The sequence below is a fragment of the Myxococcales bacterium genome (genome assembly GCA_022563535.1).
Lineage (GTDB): Bacteria > Myxococcota_A > UBA9160 > UBA9160 > UBA4427 > DUBZ01.
Window position 1 is genome coordinate 1 of record JADFNE010000040.1, and the last position, 21,125, is coordinate 21,125.

At 59.4% G+C, this 21,125-nt stretch carries 13 protein-coding genes; 6 read left to right on the forward strand and 7 right to left on the reverse strand.

Annotated elements, in window-relative coordinates; genetic code table 11:
- A partial coding sequence (locus IH881_13030) for a glycosyltransferase family 39 protein (protein MCH7868610.1) occupies positions 1-1,329 on the reverse strand: 1,329 nt, incomplete at its 3' end.
- A 239-nt stretch (positions 1,330-1,568) separates the two neighbouring features.
- Here IH881_13030 and IH881_13035 point away from each other — a divergent pair.
- Complete coding sequence (locus tag IH881_13035; GenBank protein MCH7868611.1) at positions 1,569-2,942, forward strand: sulfatase; 1,374 nt, start codon at positions 1,569-1,571, stop codon at positions 2,940-2,942.
- 30 nt (positions 2,943-2,972) lie between these two features.
- Here IH881_13035 and IH881_13040 read toward each other — a convergent pair whose 3' ends face one another.
- On the reverse strand, positions 2,973-3,311 hold the full coding sequence (locus IH881_13040; GenBank protein MCH7868612.1) for a cupin domain-containing protein: 339 nt from the start codon (positions 3,309-3,311) through the stop codon (positions 2,973-2,975).
- Between the two features lie 63 nt (positions 3,312-3,374).
- Positions 3,375-4,664 (reverse strand): glycosyltransferase, encoded by a 1,290-nt coding sequence (locus IH881_13045; protein MCH7868613.1) that lies wholly within the window; start codon positions 4,662-4,664, stop codon positions 3,375-3,377.
- 86 nt (positions 4,665-4,750) lie between these two features.
- Between IH881_13045 and IH881_13050 the strand changes: the two genes are divergently transcribed.
- The 3 genes from IH881_13050 (at position 4,751) to IH881_13060 (ending at position 11,604) form a co-directional block, all read left to right on the forward strand.
- Positions 4,751-5,851, forward strand: coding sequence for an aminomethyl transferase family protein (locus tag IH881_13050; GenBank protein MCH7868614.1), 1,101 nt, complete (start codon positions 4,751-4,753; stop codon positions 5,849-5,851).
- A gap of 195 nt (positions 5,852-6,046) precedes the next feature.
- Positions 6,047-7,540 carry a diguanylate cyclase gene (locus IH881_13055; protein ID MCH7868615.1) on the forward strand — a complete coding sequence of 498 codons (1,494 nt, stop codon included), beginning with the start codon at positions 6,047-6,049 and terminating at the stop codon, positions 7,538-7,540.
- A gap of 113 nt (positions 7,541-7,653) precedes the next feature.
- Entirely contained in the window at positions 7,654-11,604 is a 3,951-nt protein-coding gene (locus IH881_13060) for a VCBS repeat-containing protein (GenBank protein ID MCH7868616.1), read from the forward strand.
- Between the two features lie 77 nt (positions 11,605-11,681).
- Here the strand turns inward: IH881_13060 and IH881_13065 are convergent, their stop codons facing one another.
- Positions 11,682-12,878, reverse strand: a complete 1,197-nt coding sequence (locus tag IH881_13065; protein MCH7868617.1) for a nucleotidyltransferase domain-containing protein — start codon at positions 12,876-12,878, stop codon at positions 11,682-11,684.
- A 285-nt stretch (positions 12,879-13,163) separates the two neighbouring features.
- Between IH881_13065 and IH881_13070 the strand changes: the two genes are divergently transcribed.
- Both IH881_13070 and IH881_13075 read left to right on the forward strand, forming a co-directional pair.
- A complete protein-coding gene (locus IH881_13070) occupies positions 13,164-14,351 on the forward strand; it encodes a glycosyltransferase family 4 protein (GenBank protein MCH7868618.1) in 1,188 nt (395 codons plus the stop codon).
- Positions 14,352-14,628: 277 nt separating this feature from the next.
- Positions 14,629-16,110, forward strand: coding sequence for a hypothetical protein (locus IH881_13075; protein MCH7868619.1), 1,482 nt, complete (start codon positions 14,629-14,631; stop codon positions 16,108-16,110).
- On the opposite strand, the gene IH881_13080 is transcribed toward IH881_13075, so the two are convergent.
- The 3 genes from IH881_13080 to IH881_13090 are packed head-to-tail and all read right to left on the reverse strand — an operon-like array spanning position 16,107 to position 21,050.
- Entirely contained in the window at positions 16,107-17,864 is a 1,758-nt protein-coding gene (locus IH881_13080; GenBank protein ID MCH7868620.1) for a sulfatase-like hydrolase/transferase, read from the reverse strand. The genes IH881_13075 and IH881_13080 overlap by 4 nt on opposite strands.
- A gap of 8 nt (positions 17,865-17,872) precedes the next feature.
- Positions 17,873-19,453: a hypothetical protein gene (locus IH881_13085; GenBank protein ID MCH7868621.1), complete on the reverse strand. Its 1,581-nt coding sequence runs from the start codon at positions 19,451-19,453 to the stop codon at positions 17,873-17,875.
- Between the two features lie 4 nt (positions 19,454-19,457).
- Complete coding sequence (locus IH881_13090; GenBank protein MCH7868622.1) at positions 19,458-21,050, reverse strand: hypothetical protein; 1,593 nt, start codon at positions 21,048-21,050, stop codon at positions 19,458-19,460.
- Positions 21,051-21,125: the final 75 nt, after the last annotated feature.

The window sequence follows — 21,125 nt, forward strand, 5'->3', positions numbered from 1 at the left end:
CGCGATGACAGCCAAGCCCACGGCACACGTGATGCGGCCGCCGCTCCCTTCTCCCCGCGCGGCCAACAGCGGAAGCCCGCGCACGAGCCCCACCACGACGAGCAGCGTACCCGGCGCGGCCAGCGCAAAGCCGTAATGGTAGTAGCGTACGTTGAGCACGATCTTGGCGAGCATGCCGAGCGAAAACACCGCCCAGGTGGCGAGCAGGATGGGACGGCGACGCGCACTGGGACCGTGCCGCCATGCGCGGCGCAGCCACACGAGCGCCCAAAAGAGGGCCAGCAGCATCGCCAGGGGCAGTGGCCGCAATACGTCCATCCAGAACATGCGATCGACCAGACCCAAGAGCGCCGCCAGGGTCCCAAAGCCAAAGGCCAGCGCAAGTCCAAGCCTCAAGTGGCCTGTCACCCTGAGGTAGCGGTCGAGCGCAAAGGCCGGACCGATGATTGCCAACCACGCGAGACTGGCCAGTGCCATGGCTTCGAGGCTCGCCGACACATCCGCGACACCCTGGCCCCACTGGAAGATCGCGAGTTCTGTCACCGTGCCCGCAAAGACCAGCGGCCATGAGCCCGCGGTCGCCCGCACCGCATCGCCGAACGGAAGCTCGAGGGCGAGCAGGCCAATGCTAGCGAGGGACGGCAGCGCAACCGCCGCTGCGTAAGTAGCGAGATCCTGCGAGGTCGCGCGCCGCGAACCCGCGCTCAACGCTCCTAGCACCACGCCGAGACTCAGCGCGGGGATCACCGCAACGACCACCTCTGGCTTGGTCAGCAGCGTGAGCCCTGCGAGCAAGCCGGTCGCCACCAGCCATCGCCGGTCCCGGGCCACGAGATAGCGGCCGAGGCAGGCGATCGCCCCCAAGGACAGCGCAAAGGCATGGGTCACCTCATGGGTGTAGGGCGTGATGAAGTTGAAATTGCCAACCCGGGAGAGCTGCGGCAGCACCGAGAACGGCAAAAAAAGCAGACACGCGGATGTGGCGGCGAGCCGTCCGCCCAGATCCGCCAGCAAGCGGTAGAGCAGCACCAGTACCCCTGCAGTGACCGCGATATTCGCGAACACCAGCGTGCGCATGCTGACGCCCGCGAACTTGAATAGCGCCGCGTTGAGGTGGGGCGAAAGCGGTCCCCCGTAGTAGTAGGAGACATCGGTGAAGAAGCTGCGCCCCTCGGAGAGCTGCCAGGCCACATAGAGCTGCTGGCCGAAGTCGATGATCGGATCAGCCCAGCGATTCCAGCTCCACACGAGCCCTGCGACAAAGGCAATCCCGATCAAGGCCAGGTCAGCCCATGCACCGGGCCATCCGCGCTGGCTACGTTCCGACATGCTCGCTAGATAGCACAGAGCGCAATTCCAAAAACAATGCCGCACGACTCGGGGTTGTTCGGGTACAGTTTTCTCATTTCGCGGGCTTTGTTCTTTACCCCGTGCCGGGAGCATTGGTACTGATAGGAGCTTCACGCGTGCTGTGGCTGTACCGTCTACTACCGTCTGGGCTCGTACTGATGCTCAGTGTCTGCATTTGTGCCTGCAACCAACCCGGATCGCGGCCGCCCAATATCGTATTGATCCTGGCGGATGACCTGGGATGGCGCGATACAGCGGTCTATGGCAGCGAATATTATCAGACCCCCAACATTGACCTGCTGGCGGCGGAGGGTCTGCGATTTACTCGAGCCTATTCCTCGAGCCCCGTGTGCTCCCCTACTCGCGCCAGCATCGTAACTGGATACAACCCCGCGTTTCTGCGCTTTACCGGTGCCGGCGCACGTGACGCCGAAGATGTCGATTTCCCGACCGAGATGCCTGCAACGACCGGTCGCGACCGGGCAGTCGTACCGGCACCGTCTGCGACACGGCTTGCGCTCGAGCACAAGACGGTGGGCAGCTACCTGAAGGACGCTGGTTATAGAACCGGCTTTTTTGGCAAGTGGCATCTAGGGGATGGTGAGTGGTCACCCGGTCAGCGAGGTTATGATGTGGCGATGCCCGGTGGTTCATTCCCAGGCGTCGAGAGTTATTACTCTCCGTATCATCTGACCAACTTTCAAGATGGCCCTGAGGGTGAGCATCTCGATCAGCGGTTGGCGAAGGAGGCCGTTGCGTTCGTTCAGCACAGCCTCGAGAGCCAGGGCGACCAACCTTTCTTTCTCAGCTTTTGGCCTTTCTCACCGCACTACCCCTTTCAGGCGAGCAAGCAGTTGGTGCAAAAATATCAGCGCTTGCGGGACCCTTCTTATCCGCAGCAATACCCCGTCATGGCGGGGATGATCGAAGAACTCGATACCGCACTGGGTATTTTGTTTGAGGGCTTGAAAGCAGCCGGGGTGTGGCAGAACACCGTGATCATCTTCATGTCCGACAATGGCGGTGTTGATTGGATGGGACGGGTGCCCGAGGAGCCAATGCCCACTGATAATTTCCCCCTGCGTGGCGGCAAGGCGCAAATCTACGAGGGAGGAATTCGCGTTCCCTTGATTGTGCGTTGGCCCGGTCAAGTGCAAGCACAGCAAGTCAGTGATCAACTGGTGAGCAGTGAAGATTTATTTGCAACGATTCTGCATATTGCAGGAATCGACCGGGGCCGCCGAATAATAAATCACAGTCAGAGTTTGTATCCGCTGTTGAGCGGGCAACCGGAGAATGAAAGCAGGAACTCGGTGGTGATCCATTATCCCCATTACGTGAAGCGTCTACATGCCAGTCCCGCTTCATCGATTCTCGACGGGCGCTGGAAACTGATTCACAACTACGCCACGGCGGGCGCGGGCGCACAGACCAGTACCTACGAATTGTACGATCTAGAGCATGACATTGGCGAAACGAACAACCTGGCAGCTAGCCGGCCCGATCTTGTCAAGACCATGGGGCAGCAATTGGATGCCGCTTTGAAGCGGATGGATGCCCTGGTGCCAATCCCCAATCCGTTGTTTCAATGACAAACAAAACACCCGAGGTGGGGGCGAGCGTCAGCGGATCATGTAGACCTTGCGAATGGTCTCGTGAACGCGGCATGTGCCCTTCCAGCCCTTCGGAAAGAACGCTGCCGTGTCGGGCTCGATTTCGATGACGTCACCGGATTCGTGGGTGTATGTGCAACGGCCCTGGATGAAATGGCAGAACTCATCGCTCGTGACGTGGCAGTTCCAATAACCGGGCGTGCATAACCAGACCCCGGACTCCGACTCGGGCCCACGATGAAGGAATACCCCCGACGTCATCGACTGACCCTCGATCATCGTGGGAACGGGTCCCCAGTCGAGGAGATCGGTCACTTCACGGGGATTGCGGACGATGGGTACCTTCATTGTCTTCCTTTTTGAGTGTACGAAATTGCTTGAAGAAAAAACTGTTTGCGAAAGACCGTCGGGCTAGAGGCGACCGCTGAGGATCCCGTCCAGCAGGTCTGCCGCCCGGGTGGGCCCGTCGAAGCGCTGCATGAACTCGGAGGTCGCCGCCGTCTTTGCCCGGATCTTTGGATCCGAAATGACGGTTTCGAGATTGCGCGCAAGTTCTTCGTCTGTCCAATTGCTGCGATGCATCTTCAACCCGTGACCAGTTTCTTGAACCCGGGTGGCGTTGTCGTGGCCGTCCCACACGTAGGGCGTGATGATCGCCGGCGTTCCGAAATAGAGGCACTCCGTGAAGGTATTGTTGCCCCCGTGATGAATCACTGCATCCATCTGGGCGATTACGGAGGGCTGCGGGAACCAGCTATCGACCTTCACGTTGGGTGGCAGGTCCCGATACGAATCCAGATAGTCGCCGACGTTCACCAGCACTCGATAGGAAAGCTCTCCCAGCACCCGAATGAACCGGTTGATCATTTCCGTGTCCCCGCAACCGAGACTGCCAAAGCTGTGATAAATGATGGGTGCATCATTGTGCTTTTCGAACTTCGGTATCTCGTAGGGTTGTTCTTTCCGCACGCAGCCGTCGAGGTATTGGTACCGCTTCGGATCGAGGGGATTGCGGCGCTTGAACTTTACCGGCTCGGGGTATAGAAGAAGGTTCAAGTGCGGAGAGGGCTCGAAAAACTGGCCCAGCGGATAAGGCGCCTCGCCGCAGTCGGCGAGAAACCGGTTGAAGCTCTCGTGGAGCGGACCGATCGCCTTGTTGAACGATTCTTCGAAGGCTCGATAGCCTAGGTGATCGCCCTCGCTACACCCCGAGAGATGTGGCGCGATGTCGGGGTCGGGGATTTCGTTCTCGCTGCACGAAATGATTCGCACCCAAGGAACACCATACTGTTTGACTGCGGGGAACAAGATCACATTGTCGATACAGATGAGATCGGGCTGGACCTTCTTCAAGATTCCAGGGAGATCCTTTTCCGCCCAAACGGAAGTATTGACGATATTCGCCCAGCACTCCTTCACGTAGTTGTCGATTTGCTCATAGGGAGTCTTGTTAAAATTGGAAATGTGACCGTCAATGAAACCCGTCCAGTAGCTCGCCATTTTTTCGGGTGACATCGGCTCGGACATGTTGACCACATGCTCTTCGAAGCCGTACTTCGCGTACACGCCGGAAAGCCCTGGGTCGGTGAGGAAGACGGGCTTATGGCCGAGCTTCTCACAAGCCTGCGCGATCCCGACGGAGTTGAGCGCCGGCCCGTAGCAAGCCTCAGGGAAGAATGCGATGATCTTCGGGTCGCCCACGGACTACATCTCCTCGGCTCGATTTTCGTAGCTAGAAACAATCCTAACCGATGCAACGAGTTTCCACAGAGATTTCGAGGTAAGGCGTGAGCAAAAGAATTTCGGTGCTCGAAGATACAATGCTCGCGTTAGGTGCGGAGATGGGCGAGTGGAACGGAATGGACGTCGCCTTCACCCTACCGTCCGATCCACGGGACGAGCATACCGCGATCCGAGAAGCTGCAGGCTTGTGGGACACTTCGGTGCTCAAGAAGATTCATGTGCGAGGAACGGACGCCCTCGCCGCCGTCGACTACCTGGTATCCCGCGACATGAACAAGATCCAGATTGGCAGAGCGGGCTACTCGCCTGTCTTGAAAGAAAATGGTCATTTCTGCGATGACGGTTACTTCTTTCGAATCTCCGAAGATGAACTCCTCGCCGTTACGAGCATCGGTCCGTCACTGGAACTCCTACAGAGTTGGTCAAAGGGCAAGAACGTGAGCGTCGAGCTCGACGAAGAAATGCACATCATCACGATCCAGGGTCCGAAGTCCGTCGACATCCTCGAAACCAAGACGCCGATGAAGCTGCGCGAGCTGCGATTCTGTTTCCACGAGCAGACGACACTCCTGGGAAAAGATGTGATGCTGTCGCGAACAGGCTACTCGGGCGAGCGCGGCTACGAGATCTTCGTTCATGCACGAGACACGGTTGAACTCTGGAAGCAGCTCCTCGAACATGGAGCGCCCATGGGACTGATGCCGATCTCCTGGGCGGGGCTCGAAAAAGTCCATATCGAGAGCGCGCTGATGGCCTATGGGGCCGAGGCGACCGAGGAGAACACGCCCTGGGAGGTCGACTTCGGTTGGTCGGTGTCGCGCAGCAAGGGAGACTTCCGGGGACGTGAGGCACTCTTTGCCCTCGAGGGCAAAGAACGCGTGAAGCTGCGAGGCATCGTCGCCGATCATGACACTGAAGTGGATCACGGCGCCGACCTGATGCGAGACGGAGAGCGCGTGGGCCACGTCACCACCCCCGCCTTTTCAGAGCGGTTGGGGCAATCCCTCGCTCTCGTACACCTGGTTCCGTCGGCGGCGATCCCCGGAACAAAGATCCAAGTTGTCGGTCCAAAGGTCAGGTGCGATGCCACCGTGACGCGCATTCCCTTCGTCGACCCCGAGCGCGTGCGACTTCGCGCTCTCTAGCCAGCCCTCTGCTGAGCTTGAATTTCGATATAGCTTTAAAATGCGAAGCCGATTGTTCCCAAGTGCTAGCCGATTGTACCCATGCGCCGATTCACCTAAGCGGAGGGTCGCTTTCTGACGATCATCAAATGCCGCATAGCAGCTGCGGCGTGAGACGCGGAACCCGGAGCAGACCAGAGAGAGGCCACGGCGATCATGAAACCTGTCGAAAACGACTGCCAATCGAGCGACCTGAGTAGAGCCAGGGCCATGCTCTCGGCAGTTGCGTTCATCGCAAAGAAACTCAGCAGGGGATCTTCTTGGCAGGACGAAGCCGCTGACGCGCTCTGCCGTCTCGGCGAGGCCACCGAGGTCAGCCGCGTCTACATCTACCAAAATTCCGAACACGAAGGCAAGCTCGTGATGAGCGAGATTTGCGAGTGGTGTGCCCCCGGTATCGATTCCATGATCGTCGATCCAGAAAATCAGAACTACCCGTACGAACTCCGGCTTCAGCGTTGGGTGGAGATTCTCGGCAGCGGCAAGGTCATCCACGGGAGTGCGCGCGATCTGCCCGCTTGCGAGCGAAAGGATCTAGCCGAGGAAGGCATCCTGTCGACCGCCACCATTCCTATCTTCTGCGACGACGTATGGTGGGGATACATTGGATTCGACGATTGCCTGATTGAACGAGGGTGGTCGGAAGTCGAAATCGACACGCTGCAAGCGGCTGCAGAAATAATTGGTGGCGCCATCGAGCGACAGCGCAGCGCCAAACAACTGGAGAGGAACCAGCTGATTTTTAAGGCTCTCGTCGAGCAGCTTCCGGCAATTCTCTACATCGAGGGGCACGACAGAGAAAATCGTGTCGACGAATTCATCAGCCCCAGGATTGAATCGATGACCGGCATCAGCCAGGAGGATTGGCTCTCCGAGGCCGGGACCGAGATCTGGCTCGACCGCGTACATCCCGACGACCGCGAGCGGGTGCGTGTGGTGTGGATGCAGGGACGGCTGACCGCAAAAGACGTGTGTGACTACCGCATGGTCCACCCGGATGGGCGCGTCGTGTGGTTCCGGGATCGCTCCACCGTGATTTATGACAAAAATGACGAGCCCTTCATGGAAGTTGGCTTGATGCTCGATATCACCGAGCAGAAGGAAGCCGAGCAACAGATCGCTTTTCTCGCCTATCACGACAAACTGACCGGGCTGGCCAATCGCGCTTTGTTCGAAGAGATGCTCGAGGCCGCCATGGCGCGGGCAACGCGAGATGGACTTGCGATCGCAGTGCTCTACATGGATCTCGACGACTTCAAGGCGGTGAACGACAGCCTCGGACATGCGGCGGGCGACGATCTTCTAAAACAGATCGCCGCAAGGATCGTGATCGCAACCCGGGGCACGGACCTCGTCGCTCGGCAAGGCGGAGATGAATTCCTCGTGCTGCTCCCGGACTTGCCTCTGATTCCAGTGCCCGGAGATCTCGCCGGTGGTGATGTTGCGGTGCGGGTTGCCAAAGTGATGGCCGGTCGCATTCGAGAACTCGTCAGCGAGCCCTTCGCACTCGGCAAGGTAGAGCTCCAGACTTCGCTCAGTATTGGAGTCAGCATCTATCCCGTCGATGCCGCAAGTGCCCGCGATCTGCTCAAGAACGCCGACTTGGCAATGTACAAGTCCAAGCAGGCCCTCGCAGTCAAGACGAACTAGAGCGCCTGCCACTTCGCAACCGCCGGCTCCGTGTCGTAAAGCCATCGAATCGATGGTGATTTTTTTCCCACTTTCGTACATTCATCGATTAAAATGAACATGGCGAGACACTGTTGCGTAATCGCAATACTGGAGTCCCCATCCGTTCAGCTTCCGAAAGCTCTCCTGAATCCGAAAGCTGTCGTCTTGCAGCGTTTCGAGCAGTCGGCGCAGCCCTATGCCTGATCGGATCCGTCGGGCTGACTGCAGTGACCCATGCGAGCGAAGACCCGTCGAAGAACACGACGAATGCAATCGGCACACAGGACAACCTGGTTACCTTGACCGACGCACTACGCATCGACCAACTCCCGGACGCGGATACGGCCGGCTCCGAGGCAATCCGCTTTGCGCCCGGCGAGCTGATCGTTCGACTCCGCAAAGAGGTGGGGAGCCAGATCCACCGCGCTCGCGCAGATGGATTTGCCTCTGCAATACCCGGCGATCCCGCCGCGGCCCAGCTCGACGAGATTCTGCTTCGCCACAAGGCGAAGAAAATGCGCCGCATCTTCAAGGTTTACGAGGACGCCCACGGGCGACAGATTGACACTGCACGCGCGCGCCTCCTGCACGTTCGCGAAGCTCGCCAGAACCAGAGCAAACGGCGTCTACCCCCACTGCCAGCCCACACACCTGATCTCGAAAATTTCTTTCTCGTCGAAATTCCGGGACTCGAGACGACGGAAGAACTGAACGTCGTAATGGGCGAGCTGCGAGCCAACGATCTGGTGGCTGACGTTCAGCCGAACTTCATTCATCGGATTCAGGCCGAACCCTTGCCCAACGTAAGCACCGTTCCAAATGATCCCTACGTGAGTAGCAACGGCACGACCTGGTCGGAGGGCAGCTTCGGAAACGCTTTCCCCGACCTGTATGGCGTGCGCAATCTGCACGTCCTCGAGGCCTGGAGCCTCTTGGATACGAACGGGAACGGCGTATTCGACGAAAGCGAAATCGCTCCGGGTGAGGGCGTGGTCGTCGCGGTAATCGATTCCGGCCTGGACCTGGATCACCCTGACATTGCGGGGGGCGTCTTCATCAATATGGGAGAGACGCCGGGCGACGGAATCGACAACGACGCCAACGGGCTGGTGGATGACGTGAGTGGCTGGGACTTCGTCGACGACGATTCCGTCCCGGAGGATTATCTCGGCCACGGAACCCATGTCGCCGGTACGATCGCGGCCGGTTCGAACAACGCCGAGGGGATCGTTGGAATCGCGCCCTTCGCACAAATCTTGCCCATCAAGGCGCTCAATGACGAAGGCTTCGGCCTTTCCGCAGATCTGGCTGCGGCCGTGCACTACGCGACCAGCGTAGGTGCCCACATCACGTCGAATTCCTGGGGTGGCGTGTTCGACGACCCGATCATTCGGGCCGCGTTCGACGACGCCGAAGCCGCCGGCGTGCTCTCGCTTGCGGCTGCCGGCAACAGCGCCAGGCCCCAAGTATTGATGCCCGCCCTGTTTCAGAGCGTCGTGGCCGTCGCCGCGGTCGATGCTGGAGACGTGCTGGCGTCGTTCTCGAGTTGGGGTTCCGAACTCGAACTCTGCGCTCCCGGCGTGGGCGTGCTCTCGCTCTCGGCAAACGATCACGACAACCGCTACGCCAACGGCACCGGGCGCGCAGTGGGTGATCGCTACCTCTGGCTGAGTGGCACCAGCATGGCGACCCCGCACGCAAGCGGGGTTGCGGCTCTCATGATGAGTATGCATCCCGATGAGTCGGCCGCAGAGATTCGCGGCCGCCTGCTGGCCGGCGCGGTCTCGATCGATTTGCAGAATCCCGGCAGAGAGGACGACCTGGGCGCCGGGAGGGTGGACGCGCTCTCGAGCGCCACCGCGGTTCCGACCCCGCTGCTGCGTCCCGTCGCGATTCGCGCGGGTGCGATCGTCGCGGGACAGCTGGCCTCGGTCGAGGTGGAACTGCGGAACCACTGGGTGTCCGCCACCGGCGTATTCGTTTCACTCACGAGTACGGACCCAGACGTGAGCGTTGCCGACGGCGATCGCGACTATGGCGATATGGCGAGCGGAGAAACCGCTTCCAGGTCATTCGAAATCCAAATCGCGCCGCAGGTCGAGCTCGGAACAGAGCTCAGCCTGCTTCTGACAATCACCGCCGACGGCCTTCCGGCGCAGGAGCACGCCTTCTTCGTGCGCGGCAGCTTCTTCATAAACCAGGACGATCTCGCCGAACTCAGTCCATTTCCATTCTTTGTCTTTGGCGCGACCTTCGGCGACTACGACAGCGACGGGCTGCAGGACATGGGAATCGGCACGGCTTTGGCAGCGACAAATCTCTATCGCCAAAATCCCGATGGAACTTTCAGCCAGCACCAGCCCAATGGCTCTGGCTCAACCCGCTATCCAATCTTTGTGGACATGAACAACGACGGTCTTCTCGACATGTTGGCCGTCGGACCCGCCATCACCTCCAGTGCAGTCCTTGCGATAAACGTCGGAGGAGGACGTTTCGAGGTTCTGCCGGCTTCGAGCGGCTTCGCGTTTCCAGAATCGAGTCAAATTACAGGCATCACGCCGATCGATTACGACGCCGATGGCGATCTGGATTTGGTGGTGGGAGTCAGGGCTCTCTTTCAGGACGACCAGGGGGTTCACCGCAATATCTTGGTGCTGCGCAACAACGGAGATCTCACCTTCTCCGACGCCTGGGCAGAAACGGGAATCGGAAGGCTCATGGGCAGTCACCAGTACCTGACCCTCGACTGGAATGGCGACGGCTTCCAGGATCTATTGGGACTCCATCGATATTCCAACCGTCTGGCGCTTCATCGAAATCTGGGCAAGGGAAAATTCGAAGACGTGACCAGCATTGCCTTTCCGGACGAGTTCCTGGCGTGCATAAACTGGGCACAAGAGATCTGCGATTTTTTCCGGACGGCTGCTGCGGGAGACTACGACAACGACGGCGACACAGACTTGTTGCTTGTCATCGCAGGCAACGTTTCGGCGGAGGACAGATCCGCCATCATGCTGCTCGAAAACGATGGGAACGGCGTCTACTCGGACGCGACCGATCAAGCGGGAGATCTCGCGACGGTGACGATGTTAAGCGGGTTGTGGGGCACTTCCTTTTTCGATCTGGAGAATGACGGCGATCTGGACATCCTCATCCCGATCGACATTGCGCTTTTTGGGTCTCCGTTTCGCCAACCCGAAACGAAGGTCGTGATTTTTCGCAACGACGGCGAAGGTCACTTCACTCACGTTTCGGACATCGCATTCCCCACCGATACACCCGTAGCGACGTTGATCGCGGCCGTGGGGGACTACGATGGTGATGGCGCGCAAGACATTCTCGCTCCAGTGAGCAATATCATTGGGCTGGTCGGCGGCCTGATGCACAATCAAGCGGGCCGGGAGCAAGCCTGGCTCGAGGTCGAACTCAACGGGATCGACAGTGCACCCAATGGTTACGGTGCTCGGGTGACTTTGGTCGCAGATGGCCGCGTACAAACCCGGGAGATCCACTACTCGCCCGTCGAATTGTTCCGAGTCCATTTTGGCCTCGGTAGTAGCGCGATCGTGAACGTCCTGGAGATTCGTTGGCCGAGTGGTGCCGTCGGGATCCAACGCGATGTGGCAGTCAATCAACGACTCAGCGTGACCGAGGGCATTCTCTGCCCGGACCTGCAGGGCGGGCAGTGTCCCACTGTAGAGATCGACATCGATCCCCTTAGCGACAAGAATCGCATCAATCTCCACAGCAATCGCTACTTACGCGTAGCCATTCTTGGCTCCGAAAATTTCGACACAGCAAATATCGATGTGGCGAGGACTTTTTTTGGCCCGGCGAGAGCCACTGCGGCGCACAAGCAGGGAGGTCATATTGAAGATGTGAACGGCGACGGTTTGCTCGATCTGGTTTCCCACTACCGTATTGCAAACACCGGCATCGAATTGGGCGATGTCGAGGCATGCCTGAGGGGTCAGTTGCTGGACCGCACGCCCTTTGCGGGCTGCGATCGGGTCCACCCCGTGGCGAAGAAGAATTCCAAGTAATACAACGACCGCTGCTCACGCCTCACCGGCGCTACATCAGACGGGGCCGTTCGATTCGAGGTCACGATCTCTGCGGTTCACGGGTTCCTTCTTCGGGAGGAACTGAATCGCCCCTGGCTGTGCTCTTCCGATGGATAGAGGCGACATCTTCCTTCCCAATAGAGTCGCTGTGCATTGGCCAGGTAGGCCTTGCCAACTCCTTCGGGTTTGCGCCCCGCGGTAAAGTTCCCCATCAGCGCCGTTACTTCGGATGGCGGTGCACTCGTCATTCCCGCGATCGCGTAGTGCAATAATCCAATCAGCGCAGCGCCGCCCACCGCTTCCTTGCGGCGCAACCACCAACCGGGATCTCGCAGCCAGAGGCCCGAGTCCTGCAGCGCAGATCGGAGTTCGCCCGCGATCCGCCGAGGGGTTCGCGCCGGGAGCAGCCGACCGATTCGTCGCGCTAGCGCAGCGTCGGCGGAGCCCGCCGGTCCCCTTCCGTCCAAAAACTCCAGCAAGGCGTCGATCGCCAGAAGAGCGCCGTCTTCTAGTTCGCGTCGGGCAACGTCGCCCTTGACGCGCATGCGAAGGGCAGCTTCCACGGCGGCCCGGACAGACGGCACAGCCAACGGATGAGATTCGGGGAGTTCGAGGAAGGCCTTCACCCGGACGCCGTGTCCGGCGATGCAGCGCCCTTGTTCCGAAAAGGCGAGGATCGGAAGATCCAGAATCATTCGCGCCAGCGAGAGCCGATAGCCGTCGTCGTCCGCGGCCTCCGGTGCAACCCAGGCCATCACACTCATCGAGATATTTCCAATCGAGGATTGGCGTGCTGCCCGGAGATCGAAGTCGAGGGGGAAAGAATCTAGGGCTTCGGGGCCAATGGGCGCGACCCCGGCGTGCTTTGCTTCGACGAATTGGTAGCGCTTTGGAACATGTTTCAGAGCGGATACGTGAGAGATGGATACGTCGATATGAAAGAGGTGAGAGTTCTCGGATCGCTCCAACTCTTCGATCCGGGTAGAGAACGCGGCACAGTCACCGCTTCGCTCGGCAAAGGCCATGACATCGATATCGGAGAGAAGACGCGTCGTTCCGTTCGACTCTCGCCAGACAAAGTCTCCGGTCGCAACACTGCCGCTCAAGACCAATGCTTGAAGGCCCGGTATCTCCTCTCGTGCGGCATCTGTCAACGCTTCGAGGATTTCGCGCAGCCGGTTCGGATAGGCATGCTGCTCACAGAGTTTTGAGATTTGTGTCACGAGTCCGGGATTGAGTCCTGTCGGCGTCACGGCCTGCAGTCACCGCGACCGGCTTTGATCGGGTGCACCTCGAATCTTTGCGTTCGGAATGACCCGAAGTGCGATCGAGACTAGCATGCAGACATCCGGTATCTGCTGAATTTCGACTTCGACCTCGACCCCGACATCGGAGCGGACGAACCAGGCAGTCGCCTTGTTGAGTTCGAGTCGAGCGCGCGTTAGCCTCAGAGGGCGCGCATGCAGGACTTGAGGCCCAGCCGTGAAGTCCCCGGTCTCAGCGGAACGTCGGATTGATAGTCGGGGGGGTACACGATCGTGGGAAAGCGTGTCGCGGTTCTGGTCGTCGGCGGCGGAAATCTAGAATGGGCCCCGGACGGAAGCCGCGTCGCCAAGGTTCCGATTGTCGACTACATCCACGAACTTTCCGATCGTCTTGGCCATTGCGTGTGGCTCGCCCAGGACTCCGGAACTTGGGGTGTGTCGTTGGCGGGAACCACGACCCAGATCAAGGGCCGCCTCGACCCAGAGAAAGTGACCGTGATCGGGATCGACGCGACAGTCAGGGGAGCGCTGAATAGCATGTGGCTATTCTTTCGTTACGCCCTCCAGCGCCCCTACGGCGTATTTTTTCTACCCGCATTCATGACGATGCTGCCGGTCTACCCCCTCGCAAGGCTCTTTCTGAAAAAGAATGCCGTCTATGTCGGTACGGATTGGGAAATGTATCTGGCCGAATCGCCGAAGGGAAAGTGGCTTGGTTGGCAGACTTTATATCGCGCAAGTTTCCAAGGCTCGATGAGACTTGCAGACATCGTAATCGCACGGGGACGGCGTCTTGCCGATCTCTCGAGACGTCACAATGCAAATGTGGTCGAAACCGTTCCCTTGGCCCACATGGATTTTTCGAGCCCAGGTATCGCACCACTTCCGAGGGGCGAGGAGCCGTACAAGATTTTGTACGTGGGGTTGATCCGGTTTGACAAGGGGCTCGGAGACCTGTTGGAAGCGCTGGCCCTGATCCGAGAACGGCGACCGAATTCTGCGGTGGTTCTCGACGTCCTGGGTGAGGGACCGGATCGCGCGAGCCTCGAAGCTGTCGCGCTGGATCTCGGCATCGCCGACTCGGTCAATTTTCGCGGTTGGATAGAGAGCCCCGACGAAGTAGGCCACTACTACGCGGAAACCCACGCTCTCGTGATGCCGACCTCGACACATCCGGAGGGGGTTCCGCGCTGTATCGATGAGGCGTTGGTGCGGGGCATCCCGGTGGTCGCCACTCGGATTGCCGGAGTCCCAGCCGAGTTTTCCGACGGCGAGGTACTGCTGGTTGATCCTTCGGCACCGGCTCGGCTCGCAGAGGGTGTCGAGCACATCCTGTTCGAGCCCGAAGTGCGAAGGCAATATATAGAAGGGGCCGCGCGCCGCCGTCTCCACTGGTCGAGATTCCGGTCCGCTGGCGAGCAGCATGCAATGCTGCTCAAAGGCGAATCTTCTACTGACTAACCAGAATCAATAGGGCAGTTGCAAATTAGTTGCAGGTTAGCTGCAGAAATTAATTGCCTGCGAGACTCAGCTTGCCGCCGAGCTTCCTCAGTTCGGCATAATTTTCTCGACCCGCCGACATTTTGACTCAGCTCGAGTGCCGATTGTTATAGAATGGCCGTCCACTCGTTCACCGATCGAATCGTAACTTCGTCGGAATTGAACAGACGCAGCGTAGTTGTTGCAGCATTGTTGTTGCAGAGTTGTTGTTGCATTTGAGTCTCCGGAGGTTCTGTCGGTGCGAATTCGAACATTGGTGAGTGGCACGAGTTCTATGTGCCCGGTCAACTCTCACAGCCAAGGTGGCCGCATACTGGATACGACTCACCTCTTCGCGCTGTTCGCATTGCTCGTGGGTTGCGCGTTGCCCCTGGCTGCGGCAGCACGACCCGAATTCGAAGGGCCGCGGCTCGACGTCGACATCACTCAAGCGGAGATCGAAGCGAGGACCCATACGCTGAACACCCTCCGCAGCGCTGGCCGGCGGGTATTCTCGACCCCCTTCAACAAGGCCGATGGCCACGGCGACGGCCCGATGGACCCGAGTGATCCAACCGCCCTCGGCGGCCGACCTACCCTGCAGGACAACGGAACGTTTCTCCGTTTCAACGGCCTCGACAGCCAGACATGTCTCGAATGTCACAGCATTCTCAGCAACCGGACGATTCCTGCGACCTTCGGTGTCGGGGGAGCGGGCTCCGCCAGCGCGAACGCGTTCCCCGGTGTCGTCGCTCCCGACATCGCCGATACCGCGAACAACGGCTTCGCAGCGATCAGTGGCCGCATCATCAATCCACCGATCCTGTTCGGCGCCGGCGGGATTGAACTCGTCGGCAAGGAGATGACCACGGACCTTCAGGACCTTCTCGACCACGCTCTCGATCACCCGAACGTCGTAATATCTCTCGACGCCAAAGGGGTGAACTTCGGCACGCTCGTCTGCGACGAAGCGGGGGCCTGCGACATGTCCAACGTTCAGGGGATCGAAGAAGACCTCGTCGTGCGACCCTTCGGCCGCAAGGGCGAGTTCATCTCGACGCGCCAGTTCGACCAGGGAGCTCTCCTGTTCCACCTGGGCATGCAGCCGGTCGAGATCGTCGAGTTGCTCGGCCGGGGACCCGACCCGGACGGCGACGGTGTCGAAAACGAGATCACGGTTGGGCAACTTTCCCTCTTGTCGATCTTCATTACGACCCTCGAACGACCGATTCAGCTGAAGCCCAACGGACAGGCACGCAACGGAGAGCGTCTCTTCGACCAAATCGGATGTGCGGACTGTCACGTTCCCATGCTGACGACCCAGTCGCGCTCGCTCGGCTTGGCGTTCCCCGAGATCGATCACGACCCCTCAGCCAACGTGTACTACTCGATGAACCTGTCGAAGAGACCTACTGGCTTTGATCGCTCGGGCCCCGGCCTTCGCGTGCCGATGTTCGCCGACCTGAAACGTCACGACATGGGGGAGTCCCTCGCAGAATCCACCGGTAGCGATCTCGCTTCGATGTTTACCACCGCGCGGCTCTGGGGCGTAGCAGACAGTGCCCCATACCTCCACGATGGGCGTGCGCTGACCATAAGCGCTGCAATTCTTCTCCACGGCGGCGAGGCAGAGGCCTCAGCCGCAGCTTTCGACGACCTGTCCGACAGGGAAATGGAGGCCGTGCTCGCCTTCCTCGGAACGCTGCGAACCCCAGCGAAAGTCGGGCGAGATCTCGACTAATCTCGGGACCCCCGATTGCGAGGGCCAGCGACCCAGTCGGGGGCCATGATCACACGATTCAATCTCCAAGCGGAGCTTTTGCGCACCGGGCCATCGATGTCATATACGACCAGCTTGCGCAGGTAGGGGGCCTTCCAATCGGCTTGGGACCAGGGGTAGGACGCGAACTGACGCTTGCGCTTCGCACCTTTCACGTGTGTGAAGGCAGAGATTCCGGGGAAATTGTGCTCCCAACCCAGTTGTTCGAAGATCGTCGCAGGGATGTCACCGATGAAAGACGGCGCCTCCGAAACCTCAACAGGCCCGATTCGCCCGGCAGGCTTCACCATCAGTAGCGCGAGCGCCTTTCCAGCCAGGAGCGAGAAGCGTCTGTCATTTCGAGTATTCCCGGGCAGACGCGCCACAGAAACCCCGACCCCGTGATCGGAGCTGACCACGATCAAGCTCTCCTGGTAGATCCCGAGTTCACGCATACGGTCCAGCAGCCGTGCGAGCACCCGCAGCGAACAGCGTGACTGATCGATGAGTGTCTCGCGGTTTGTTGGAACCACACCGCTGAACTCGCACTCTGGGCCGCGGATGAACGGTGGATGAATGCCTCCCGTATGAATGAGCTTGAACACGGGCTCTTCCCGGGTAGCCACTGCACGGGCCGCAAAGTCGAGCAGGAAGGCGTCGCCGTTGCCTGAGTGATACACGCGTTCTGGATGAGACTGAAGCCGGCGCAGTCGCCACCCGCGATCGGCATAGACCCACGCCTTGATGCCGTGGAAGCCGAATCGAAACAACGACAGGTCGACTAATTGCAAGACTTCGGACCGGATGCGCTCAGTCGTGGAGCCGTACGGCATGGGGATGTCGAACCGGGTACTGGGCTCGGTGCCGATGAGCAAGTTCGTAATGCCCGCCAGGTCCGTCCTATAGCCGTGCTCGTGAAAGAGTTCAAAAATCGATGCCTGCTTCTCCGCTTGTCGGATGAAATCCATCAGCGGCATTTCGTTTCGATAGACCGCGCCAGTCATGATCGCCGGCAAGCTCGCCTTGGTGGTGGGGAAGCTCCCGGCATTGTCCCGGAAAAAGACGAAGCCGGCGTAGTCGCGATCAAACCACTCCTGCTCGGTTTGGTGCAGCGTGTCGACCGCATCGGATTGGAGGCTGTCCAATATGATGAGCACGACGTTCTGATTCTTCGAAAAGTCCCACAGCTCCGGTGCGGGCTCGTACTTGTGGAGTTCCGCGTTGTCGAGCAGTACCGAGAGCGACTGCTGACCCGCCAACGCTACGGAGAGCGCCGAGACGAACTGGAGAACCAGCAGAGCGGCGCAACCCCGTGATGCCAATGGGGCGAGACGGCGCGAATGCCACAAGGCGATCGACGGAAGTCCGATCCAGATCGGGAGTTCGTAAGCGAGCCGCCAGCGCTGTGACGCGAGGTCGATTCCTCGTCCATCCAGGATGCCGTAGTCCGCTACCAGCAGGCCCCCTTGAAGCCAGAGCACGACCCCCGCAGAGAAAAGTACCGACACGTACGCCCCACGCCGTCGCTCGCCCAGAAGCCACCCGAGTAAAAAGAGTGCGGTCGTTGCGACCAACGTGAGCCCCACGAGACTCGGGAGCACCGATTGCAGCGACGCATGAAACTCGCCGGGATTGCCGAGATGAAGATTCAGCGGCCCCATCAGAAACAACTCGGCGGGAATCACCAAGGCGGGCAGGATCAACGAAGCGACGGATTTGAGTGTGGGCGGCTGCATAGTGGAAATTAATTGCGTCCCTTCTTGGGAAGTCGCTTGAAACGCGAACTGTCCTGCACCAGGCCCCAGCGATCGACAAATTTCGCACCCGACTTCTGGGCCGAGAACATGATCTCTCGCGCCGGCATTTTCAACCTCCTGGACCAGATCACGCCGGAATCGCTGGGAATGCCCGTCTCAATCGTTTTCTGATCATCGCCGATCAGACGGCTGAGTTCCTTGGCATCGTACTGGTAGAGCGTTGTGTAGCTCCAGTGCTGAAAGTAGGAGATTCTGCTCTCGGGGTGCTGCGTTTTGGGAAGCACGAGCAACAGCGCCAGGATCGGAACGCTCACCAGGACGGCGCGGCGCGAGAACGACTGTTCGAGCGCGAGACCCCAGGCCACGACTCCGAGCGGAAGGAACGCGGTAATCCACCAGAAGAAGAAGCGATTCCGCGCGTACATCGAGGGTCGCATGAGTTCGTCGACCTGGGGGATGTACCGGCCGCCGAAGTTTGCGCGCCCATAACTCACCAGCAGCGCATAGATCAACACGGCCGCGAGCAGAGCCGTCACCACGATCGCCGTGCTACGACGATCAGCGGCAATCCGGTCGCGGACGATGAGCACAGGCAACCAAAACATTGGCAGGGCAAAGAAGAGCGCGACAAGCGACCCGCGCAGATCGGGAATCCATCCACTGGCAGTCGACAGGACAGCACGATCGAACAGACCGACGAAAAATTTCCAAAAGCTGGCGTCGGTGGGCCACGCCACCGAATACTTACGCGAATCGATGATCGGGTTGACATCGTGGACCTGCATCGGCATTAGCACGTGGAGTGAGAGAACCACTGCGGCAGTCACAAGGATGATTACCGCGAGGTTGCGCGACGAATTCGACAACTCGCCCGGGGCGAACCGAGTCAGCTCCGAAACGGCCAGCACCGCGGCTCCGAAGACCACCAGGACAACGGCACCGCTCGAGTAGACGAAGGCGGAGAACAGCGTGATCACGACCGCCAGCGCGGGTGCGAGGCCGCGCGGCCAGCGACTTCGATCGAGCACACAAAGCAGCCCGAGCAACGTGAGCCCCAAGACAGGGAGCATCTGGTGATAGGCGATCGCGGGCTCGAGCCACTGATACGGCGACACGGTTACGAAGTACGGCGAGCCCGCCAACGCCAGGCACAACACAAGCAAGCTGCTGACCAGGGCAACCGGTCGATCCTGCGAGGTCGCCCTGAGCAGCGCGACGGTCGCCAGCAACCAGCCTCCGAAGAACAGCCCAAAGCCGAGGGTCATGAGCAGGTTGTAGTCGTGGGACAGGTTCCGGAAAAATAGCCAGTCCAGGAATTTTCCCGTCACGTGGAGCGTGTCCGTAGCGGGTCGGAAGAGCCACTCGAAACTGAGCGCCTCGGGCATGCGGTAGCGACCAAAGTAGTAACGCCAGTCGTCGACAACGGGGTAGTCGAGGCGGAACCGCGACAGCGCGAGGAGTTGGCTCGCGAAAAGCAGTGCGATCAGGGTGAGTGGCGGAAGTAGGTACGTCCGATTATTTGCCGAGAAGGCCCGCATGAGTCCCCTGCGCCGATCGTCAGCCGTCAACACCCTAGCGAAACTCCCTGCTCACATCTATTTGCCTGAATGGATCTTTGTATCCCTTCGGTAGGTCATAGTGCTTCACTTCCCGCACTTCGTAGTCTGCGCCGAAGTACTCGTTCAGCAATATCCCGAATGTGTTTATGGGAGAGAGCTCGCGGGTCACTCCAGACGGGCGGGCACCCGGCAGGTGAAGGGCGTGCATGATCTCGAAGTGCTTCAAACGATAATTCCTGGTCCAGACATCTCCCAGATTCGATCCGTGATCTGCCTGCAGGATGATGATCGGAGGGGTACTCGATTTTTCGATCACACTGCCCAGGGCCTCGATCAAGCGATCGTTGACGAATTCGAGTTCGTCGAAGAATTGACGAGGCGAGGGTTTCTGGATGCTCTGCTCCAGCAGGCTCCCGTCCCGATGCAATTGAACGGGGGCGTGTGGTTCCATGAGGTGCACGAACGTAAAGGTCGCGACGGAACGTTCGGGGATCTTCTGGAGTTCTTCGAGGGTGGCCAAAAACCGCTTGGGGTTGCTCCACAGGTACGATCGACCGCTCTGCACCCAGGGCTCGAGGGCGTCGCTGAAGAGTCGCAAGAGGGTGGTCTGGACCAGGAGTCGCGAGAAGGGCTCCTTGTAGAACCCTCCTGTAATGATGCTATCGATGTCGAAGTATCGTTCGTCGCTCTTCGTGTCCGAGTAATTGTATTCGATCAATCCGTCACTACCGAAATCGTAATTGAAATCCGCGATCCGGCTCGGCAGCAGGTAACCCGAAAGCATGTAGATGTAGGTATAGCCCCGGGCCAGCAGGTCGCGCGCCACGGCGTTGTCCGCGATGGACATCCGGAGGTAGACGAGATCGTCCACCTCCGCGGCCAGGGGTTTATCTGGCATGTATTGCATGTTCAGTGAAGACGCCAGGGAGAGCAGTGTCGCTCCGTAGTTGCTCTTGCTGTCGTACGCGACAAAGAAGCCGAGTTCCTCGAGGGCATCGGTAAAGCGCGAGTTGTCGTAGCCGTAGCTCCTTAGCAGATGCGCGTTGCTCGAGTAGCCGTCGACGATGATGTAGTAGATGTCGGGATGCTCCGGCCCATCTCGTACTTTTTCTCTGGTTACCTGTGCGCCCCCCTCTTCGACCCAACCACCGGGGTTCCGCGTCGAGACCTCCGCGAAGTACGAAGCGATCACAAAGGTCGGATATAACAGAAGCACAATCGCCGCCGTATTGGCCCCCGATGTGGTGAAGGCGGATAGCGCGATCCCGTCGGCCGGTCGCCGCCAAAGCAAGAGAATCAGGGCGCCGATCGAAATGAAGAACGCATAGGGGAGCGCGACCAATGCCGATGCGTGGCTGCCCTCCTCGAGGAAAATCGCCAGATAACCGTACGAGTAGAAGCCGAACAGGATCAGACTCGCAATCAGACTCGCCTTCGAAAGGCAGCCGGTCAATTGCCGCAGCCCCATGACCAGTAGCGTCGTCACGCTGAGGCTGGCTGCGATCGCGACAGCCACGGGTACATCCGTGACGATCCCGAGATTCTCCGAGTAGAGGTGGAGTATGGGGAAGACACTCAGCAGCCAGGGGTGGATCGGTTTCTGCATGGTCGGATGAGTATAGGAAAATTAAGCCGCGGGACGGTCATGGGGAACAGGGCTATTCTTCTACACTGACCCCAC